This window comes from Micrococcus sp. KRD012, assembly GCF_017168555.1.
Classification (GTDB): Bacteria; Actinomycetota; Actinomycetes; order Actinomycetales; family Micrococcaceae; genus Micrococcus; species Micrococcus luteus.
This window is the reverse complement of the sequence record NZ_JABFBB010000022.1, coordinates 66,415-73,950: the sequence shown is the minus strand read 5'-3', so window position 1 is coordinate 73,950 and position 7,536 is coordinate 66,415. Positions and strand designations below refer to the sequence as shown.

The window sequence follows — 7,536 nt, the reverse complement described above, 5'->3', positions numbered from 1 at the left end:
CACGGGGAGGGGTGGGAAAGCCACCGGCCCATCGTCCCCGGTCAGGCGGCCCCGGGTCAGCCCTGCGCTGGTCCGAACTCCTTGGCCAGCTCCGCCGCCACGCCGGTGTACCCGGCCGGGGTCAGCTCCAGCAGGCGGGCCTCGGCGCCCTCGGACAGGCCCAGGCCCTGCACGAACTCGCGCATGCGGGCGGCGTCCACGCGGTGGCCGCGGGTCAGCTCCTTGAGGCGCTCGTAGGGGTTGTCCATGCCCGGCACGCCGGCGATCGCTTCGGCGCGCATGACGGTCTGGATCGCCTCGCCGAGGACCTCCCAGTTCGTGTCGAGGTCCTCGGCCAGCACGGGCTCGGCCACCTGGAGCTGGCCCATGCCCTTGGTGACGTTGGTCAGGGCGAGCACCGAGTGGCCGAGGGCCACGCCGATGTTGCGCTGCGACGTCGAGTCCGTGAGGTCGCGCTGCCAGCGGGACTCCACGAGGGTGGCGCCCAGCGAGTCGAGCAGGGCGCAGGAGAGCTCGAGGTTGGCCTCCGCGTTCTCGAAGCGGATCGGGTTCACCTTGTGCGGCATGGTGGAGGAGCCGGTCGCGCCGGCCACGGGGATCTGCGCGAAGTAGCCGATGGAGATGTAGCTCCACACGTCCACGCAGAAGCCGTGGAGGATCCGGTTGAAGCGCGCGACGTCGGCGTACAGCTCCGCCTGCCAGTCGTGGGACTCGATCTGGGTGGTCAGCGGGTTCCAGGTGAGGCCGAGGTGCTCCACGAAGGACCGGGACAGGGCCGGCCAGTCCGCGTCCGGGGCGGCGGCGAGGTGGGCGGCGTAGGTGCCGGTGGCGCCGTTGATCTTGCCCAGGTACTCCTGGCCGGCGATGCGCCGGGTCTGACGGGTCAGACGGTGCACGAACACGGCCATCTCCTTGCCCAGCGTGGTGGGCGTGGCCGGCTGGCCGTGCGTGCGGGAGAGCATGGGGGTCTCGGCGGCCTCGGCGGCCATCGCGGAGACGGTGGCCACGGCGGCGCGGGCAGCCGGCAGCCAGACCTGCTCGACGGCGTCGCGCACGCCCACCGCGTAGGCGAGGTTGTTGATGTCCTCGGAGGTGCACGCGAAGTGCACGAGCGGCTTCAGCCGGCCCAGGCCCAGCCCCTCGAGGCGGTCGGCGATGAAGTACTCGACGGCCTTCACGTCGTGCACCGTGACCTTCTCGGTGGCCGCCAGCTCGGCCACGGACTCCGCGTCGAAGTCCGTGACGATCGCCCGCAGGCCCGCCTGCTGCTCGGCCGTGAGCGGCTCGAGACCCGGCAGCACGCGCTGCTCGGCCAGGTGGATGAACCACTCGACCTCCACGTGGATGCGGTTGCGGTTCAGCGCCGCCTCGGACAGGTGCTCCACGAGCGGCTCCACCGCCGCGCGGTAGCGGCCGTCCAGGGGGCCGAGGGCGATGCCGGCCTCGGCGAGGGAACGGCGGTGGGCGGTGGACGCGGGCGCGGGCTGCGAGGTCATGGCCCCCATTCTGGCAGGCGCCGCGGACGCCCGACGCAGGCGACGACCGGGTCCGTCCTCGACCGCGACGGGGTGGCGGGTGCAACATGCGGACGCGCCCGGTGGCCCGGGGCGCGGTGGACCTACCGTGGCTGACGTCGCCGTCGCCCGGCGTCGGCGTGCCGAGAGGGATGAGGAGACCGAGATGACGGAACGGACCGGGCAGGCCCACGAGGCCGGGACGATCGACCGGCTGATGGCCGGGTGGGTCGCCGACGTCGAGACCCCGGACGCCTGCACCGCCCACCTGCTCTGCGACCGATGGCCGGCCGACGCCGTGGCGTTCCGGTTCGTGGCGGAGGACATGTCCGCCGTCGACCTCACCTTCGGCGAGCTGGCCGACCGCTCCCGCCGCCTCGCCACCGGTCTCGCCGCCCGCGGCGTCACGCGCGGCGACCGGGTCCCCGTGATGATGTCCAAACGGGAGGAGCTCGTCATCACGCTGCTGGCCCTCTGGCGGCTCGGCGCCGTGCACGTGCCGCTGTTCACCGCGTTCGCAGAGGGCGCCGCACGGATGCGCATCGAGGGCGCGGCGGCGCGGCTCGTCGTCGCCGAACCCCGTCAGGCCGAGAAGCTCACGGACATCCCCGGCATCGAGATCATCCGCACCGGCCCGGAGTGGGACGCGCTCGCGGACTCCGCGCCGCTGGCCGAGGACGTCGCCGTCGGCGGGGACGGGCCGATCGCCCTGCTGTTCACCTCCGGCACCACCGGCCGCCCCAAGGGGGTGCCCGTGCCGCTGCGCGCGGCCGCCGCGTTCGCCGTCTACCTCACGTGCGCGGTGGACCTGCGCCCCGAGGACCTGTTCTGGAACGCGGCCGACCACGGCTGGGCGTACGGGCTGTACTACGGGATCGTCGGCACGCTGGTGCTCGGGGCGACCTCGGTGCAGTACCGCGGCGCCTTCTCCCCGGCGACCATGGTCGAGGTGATCCGCTCGCAGGGCATCACGAACCTCGCCGGCGCCCCCACGATGTTCCGCGCGCTGGCCAAGGCCGGGGAGGTCACCGAGGACGCCCCGCTGCGGCTGCGGCGCGTGTCCACGGCGGGGGAGCCGCTGCCGCCGTCCGTGCTCGAGTGGGGCCGGACGGCCCTCGGCACGGAGATCCGCGACCACTACGGCCAGACCGAGCTGGGCATGGTCATCTGCACCCTCGCGCACCCCGAGCTGGCCGCGCCGCCCCGCCCGGGTTCGATGGGTGTGCCCCTGCCGGGGATCGCCGCCGAGATCCGGGACGGGCAGATCGCGATCGACGCGGCCTCGCCCCTGTTCTGGTTCCCCGGCTACCTCGGGGAGCCGGAGAAGACCGCGGAGCGTTTCACCCCGGACGGGCGCTGGTACCTGACCGGGGACACCGCCCGGCAGGACGACGACGGCTGGTTCTTCTTCTCCTCCCGGGACGACGACGTGATCCTCGCCGCCGGCTACCGGATCGGCCCGTTCGACGTGGAGTCCGTGCTCATCGACCACCCGCGGGTGCAGGAGGTCGCCGTCGTCGGCCTGCCGGACCCGGAGGGGGTGCGGGGCGAGGAGGTCGTGGCGTTCGTGGTGCCCGCCGGGGCCGTCGCGGACCCGGACGCCCTGGCGGCCGAGCTGCAGGCCAAGGTCCGCGACGAGTACTCCAAGCACGCCTACCCGCGCCGGGTGCACTTCGTGGACCGGCTGCCCAAGACCCCCTCCGGCAAGCTGCAGCGGTTCCTGCTGCGCCAGGGCGCCGCCGGCTGACTCAACGGTGCACGAGCCGCAGGAACGCGCCGATCATCGGCAGGTCCTCGGGGCGGGTGGGCAGCGCGTCCGCGAGGGCGGGGGAGTGGACGAGGTAGGCGGCCCACTGCCCGCGCGAGATCGACACGTTGAGCCGGTTACGGTTCAGGAGGAAGTCCAGCCCGCGCGGCACCTCCTGCGGTGAGGACGCCGCCATCGTCAGGATCGCGACGGCGGCCTCCCGGCCCTGGAACTTGTCCACGGTGCCGACGGTGGTGCCCTCGAGACCGGCGGCGTCGAGCGCCTCCCGGACCGTGGCGACCTGCGCGTTGTACGGGGCCACCACGATCACGTCGGACGGCTCGAGCGGCCGGCCGGGGTCGTCCGGGCCGGTGGACCAGGTGCGGCCGAGCAGTGACCGGACGATCTCGACGACGGCCGCGGCCTCCTCCGGCGAGGACACCGCGTTGCCCGTGTGGGAGACCGGCCACGGGTGCAGCCCGGGCTCCACGCCGTCGAGCCGGCGGGCGTCCGTGACGTCCTCCTTCGCGCCGAGCTCGCCGGCGTAGGAGAGCGTGGAGACGGCCTCCGTCAGCGCGGAGTGCATACGCCAGGAGGTGTCCAGGAAGAAGCCGCGGTCTGCGCGCAGCACCGGCTCGTCGGCGGCCAGCCAGCTCAGCGCGGCCTCGCCAATCGGCTGGGGGTGGGTCCCCTTGGTGACCTGCGGCAGCTGCTGGGGGTCGCCGAGCAGGAGCACAGTGCGGGCCATGGCCGCCGCGGCGAGGGTGTGCGCCAGGGAGAATTGCCCGGCCTCGTCGATCACCAGGAGGTCGAACTCCTGCACGTCCTCGTGCGCGAAGGTCCAGGCGGTGCCGCCGACGACGTGGCCGGGGAGGCCGATGTACGGCTTGGCGTCCGACACCGTGGCCCAGGGGCGCTCGGGCGCGTCCTTGCCGCGCTTCTCCGCCTTGAGCACCTGTTTCTTCGGCACCCCGATGGACACGAGCTTGCCCAGGAAGTTCTCCACCACGGCGTGGGACTGGGCCGTGACGCCCACGCTCCACCCGCGTTCGAGCAGGGCCTTCACGGCGTGGCTCCCCACGTGGGTCTTGCCCGTCCCGGGAGGGCCCTGGACGGCGACGTAGGAGCCCCGCGCGGACTCGAGCGCCTCCACGAGCGCCTCCCAGCCCTGGCGGGCGGGAGCGGGCGCGGAGTCGCCCTCGCGCAGCTCGGTGGAGATGGCCGCCAGGGGGCGGCCGGCGGTCGCCGGGGGGCGGCGCGCCAGGATGTCGAAGGCGGCCGTGGACGGGGCGGCGGCGTCGCCTCCCGATCCCGGCAGACCGCCGGCCTGCACCGCGGTCCGGGCGCGCTCGCGCAGGCGCTCCTTGAGCTTGTCCGTGTTCACCACCGTGTGGGCGAACGCCGCCATGGGCAGCTCCGAATGCTGCTCCACGTCCTGCGTGGGGATCTTCTCCCGCAGCAGCACCACGGAGCTGCCGTCCGGGCGGTCCTCGACGTCCTCCACGACGGCCTTGGCACCGACCCAGCGCACCGCGTTGGGTTGGAGGAGGTCGCGGCGGTCCGCCGGGACGTCCTCGTACACCGTGATGGCCTCGGCTCCGGGCTGCAGCGAGCTCCCCGGCTCCAGGGTGCCGGTCATCCGCAGCACCCGCTGGAAGGTCCGAGCGCCCTTGGGTCGGTGCCAGTCCTCGGCCACGTCCACGCGGTCCGCCACGACGTTGGCGCGGGCGTCCTGCCACTCATCCGGCGGGGAGATGCCGCGGTCGAAGAAGGCCCACCACACGGGTTTGTCCTCGCGCTGGTAGAAGCCCAGCCCGGCGGCGAGCAGGGCCACGCCGCGCTGCTCGTCGTCCAGGACGGCGTCCGCGTCGTCCGCGGTGGGCAGGAGGCCCAGGAGGTCCGCCTCCAGGCGCGCGTCCTCGCCCTCCAAGGCGGGGGCGGGCTCGACGAGGTGCTCATCGTCGTCGGGCCGGGGTGCCGTGGCGCCGTGCTCGGCGGTGCGCCCCACCTGCTCCAGCAGCCAGTCCCGCAGCCGCGCCGTGGAGACGCAGTCGTACCGGTTGTAGTCCTCGATGTCGGCGCGGATCGCCCGCGCGACCTCGGTGTCTCCGGCCTCCAGCGCGGCGACGTACCGGTGGTACTCGGTGACGCTGTCCGCCGCCGTCGTGACGCCGTCCTCCGCCCGGTGCTCCACCCCCATGTAGAGGGGCTCCAGCTTCTTGATGGAGTAGCTCGGCACACCGGCCCGCAGGGCGGCGCGGACCGTGGAGTAGAGGTCCACGAACAGCCCCGCGCGCAGCCAGTCGTCCAGCTCGCGCTCGCCCACGCCGTGGCGCACGGTCAGGCGCTTCAGCGCGGTGACCTCGTACGCGGCGTAGTGGTAGATCCGCATCCCCGGGTGGGCCGCGCGCCGCGCCTCCACGAACGCCACGAACCGCTCGAGCGCCGCCCGCTCGGCGGCACGGGTGTCCGCCCACAGGCCCGTGAACCGGAAGTCGGCCGAGGCGGTGCGCGCGGTGTCCCCGCCCGGCGCCTCGACCCAGCCCCACAGATACTCGAGGCCCTCCATGCTCCCGTCCGCGGAGACCCACAGCGGGTCCCCCTCGAAGTCGAAGAAGACGTCTCCGGCGTCCGGCACGGGCAGCCCCGCCACGGCCCGCGGGTCCACGATCCGATGCGGCGGCAGCCCGTCCGCCCCGGCCGGCTCCAGCTGGATCGCCGCCTGTTCCCGCAGTGCCTCCCACGTGCGGCGGGCCATGCCCTCCGGCGGTGCGACGGACGCCGCGAGCTGCTCGATGGTCATGATGCCGGCCTCGCGCAGCCGGGTGCGCTGCAATCGCGTGGCCCCCGCCGTGAGCAGCACGTCCCGGTGCTCGGCGACGGCCTCCTCGCACGCCTCGCATGCGCCGCAGACGCTCAGGCGGTCGTCACCCCAGCGGGCGGGCTCCCCGGCGGCCACATGATCCTGCAGCAGCGCCTCCAGCCGGGCGCGCTGGTGCCGGTACACCGGGATCACCTCGTCCAGGTCCGCGACGTGCCGGGAACCGTCCCCGAGCCACAGGCTGCCCTGCCGCGCCCGCGGCACGCCCATGCCGTCCAGCAGGTCCGCGTACGCGGCGATCTGCAGCAGCGCCGTCACCCGCGCATGCCGGGCCAGCTTCGTGTCCACCACCTCGTACGCACCCTCGGGGTGCTCCTCGTCCGTGCGGAGCACGAGAAAGTCGGCCAGGCCGCCGAACGCGCCGTCGTGCAGCATCCCCTGGAACACGACGGCGGGACGCGCGGCCAACGCCGCCGCGGTGCGCTCGCGGGCGGCCCGCACGCCCTCGGGCGTGTAGCGCTCCGGGCGGGTGAGCCGGACCACCTGGTCTGCGCCCTGCTCCGCCTCGAGTCGCGCGAGCACGCGGGACTCGTGCTCGTCCCCGAGGCGGGAGACCCGCTCGAGGAACGCGTCCGCCACGCCGATCCGCGGGGCGCGCCCGAGCGCGGGGTCCACCGTCCCGCGCAGCCACCCGTACGTGCACGTCGCGGCGGCGGTGATGTCCGAGGGGCTGAGCATGAAGGAGGCGCGGTCCGGCGCGAAGGTCACCATGCGGTCACCCTAGACAGGAGCCGCGGACACGATAGGCGGGGCCGCGCACAGGATCCCGGTGCGCCTCGCCCCGGCGGCGGGGCGACAGGGGGCGGCTCGCGTCACACACCGGACCGGACTTGACGTGGGTCACATCCAGGGAGTTACCTAATGATCGTTCAGTAATTCTCTGCGCCGCCGCGCCGGCGCGCCCGTGCCGGCAGGGAGGCCCGCCCATGACCGAGACCGCCCACCACCCCATGCTCGCGGAGGACCGCGTGGCACGGTGGCTCGGCGTCACCCTCGAGGCCGCCGAGAAGGACCACGCGCGCATCCGGATGACGCTCACCGAGGACCAGCACAACGGCTTCGGCCTGGCCCACGGCGGCGCCGTCTTCGCGTTCGCGGACACGTGCTTCGCGCTGACCTGCAACGACCCCGCCTCGGACGGCTCCACCCTCACCGTGGCCTCCGGCGTGGACGTCAACTTCCTCGCGGCCACCCGCGCCGGGCAGACCCTCGTCGCGGAGGGCCGCCTGGTCGCCGCCGCCGGCCGCTCGGCCGTCTATGACATCACCGTCACCACCGACGACGGCACCCCGGTGGCCGCCTTCCGCGGCCGCTCCCGCACCATCCCCGCCCCCGGACGCTGACCGGCGGGCGCACCCGCCGGTCAGCGTCCGGGGGCGGGGATGGTGCGGGAG

Annotated in this window: 4 protein-coding genes; 2 read left to right on the top strand and 2 right to left on the bottom strand. The window is 74.2% G+C overall.

All coding sequences use genetic code 11. The features are described 5' to 3' along the window. Positions 1-56 precede the first annotated feature (56 nt). Positions 57-1,496, bottom strand: a complete 1,440-nt coding sequence (purB, locus tag J1M37_RS09625; RefSeq protein ID WP_206452513.1) for an adenylosuccinate lyase — start codon at positions 1,494-1,496, stop codon at positions 57-59. A gap of 184 nt (positions 1,497-1,680) precedes the next feature. Here purB and J1M37_RS09620 point away from each other — a divergent pair, with 184 nt between their 5' ends. Then, positions 1,681-3,261, top strand: coding sequence for an AMP-binding protein (locus J1M37_RS09620; protein WP_206452512.1), 1,581 nt, complete (start codon positions 1,681-1,683; stop codon positions 3,259-3,261). A 1-nt stretch (position 3,262) separates the two neighbouring features. On the opposite strand, the gene J1M37_RS09615 is transcribed toward J1M37_RS09620, so the two are convergent. Beyond that, positions 3,263-6,853 carry a TM0106 family RecB-like putative nuclease gene (locus J1M37_RS09615; protein WP_206452511.1) on the bottom strand — a complete coding sequence of 1,197 codons (3,591 nt, stop codon included), beginning with the start codon at positions 6,851-6,853 and terminating at the stop codon, positions 3,263-3,265. Between the two features lie 215 nt (positions 6,854-7,068). Between J1M37_RS09615 and J1M37_RS09610 the strand changes: the two genes are divergently transcribed. Next, positions 7,069-7,485: a PaaI family thioesterase gene (locus tag J1M37_RS09610; protein ID WP_020624995.1), complete on the top strand. Its 417-nt coding sequence runs from the start codon at positions 7,069-7,071 to the stop codon at positions 7,483-7,485. Positions 7,486-7,536: the final 51 nt, after the last annotated feature.

Coding starts and splice junctions, on each gene's coding strand:
- purB (WP_206452513.1), bottom strand. CDS start 1,496: ATGACCTCGCAGCCCGCGCCCGCGTCCACCGCCCACCGCCGTTCCCTC.
- J1M37_RS09610 (WP_020624995.1), top strand. CDS start 7,069: ATGACCGAGACCGCCCACCACCCCATGCTCGCGGAGGACCGCGTGGCA.
- J1M37_RS09615 (WP_206452511.1), bottom strand. CDS start 6,853: ATGGTGACCTTCGCGCCGGACCGCGCCTCCTTCATGCTCAGCCCCTCG.
- J1M37_RS09620 (WP_206452512.1), top strand. CDS start 1,681: ATGACGGAACGGACCGGGCAGGCCCACGAGGCCGGGACGATCGACCGG.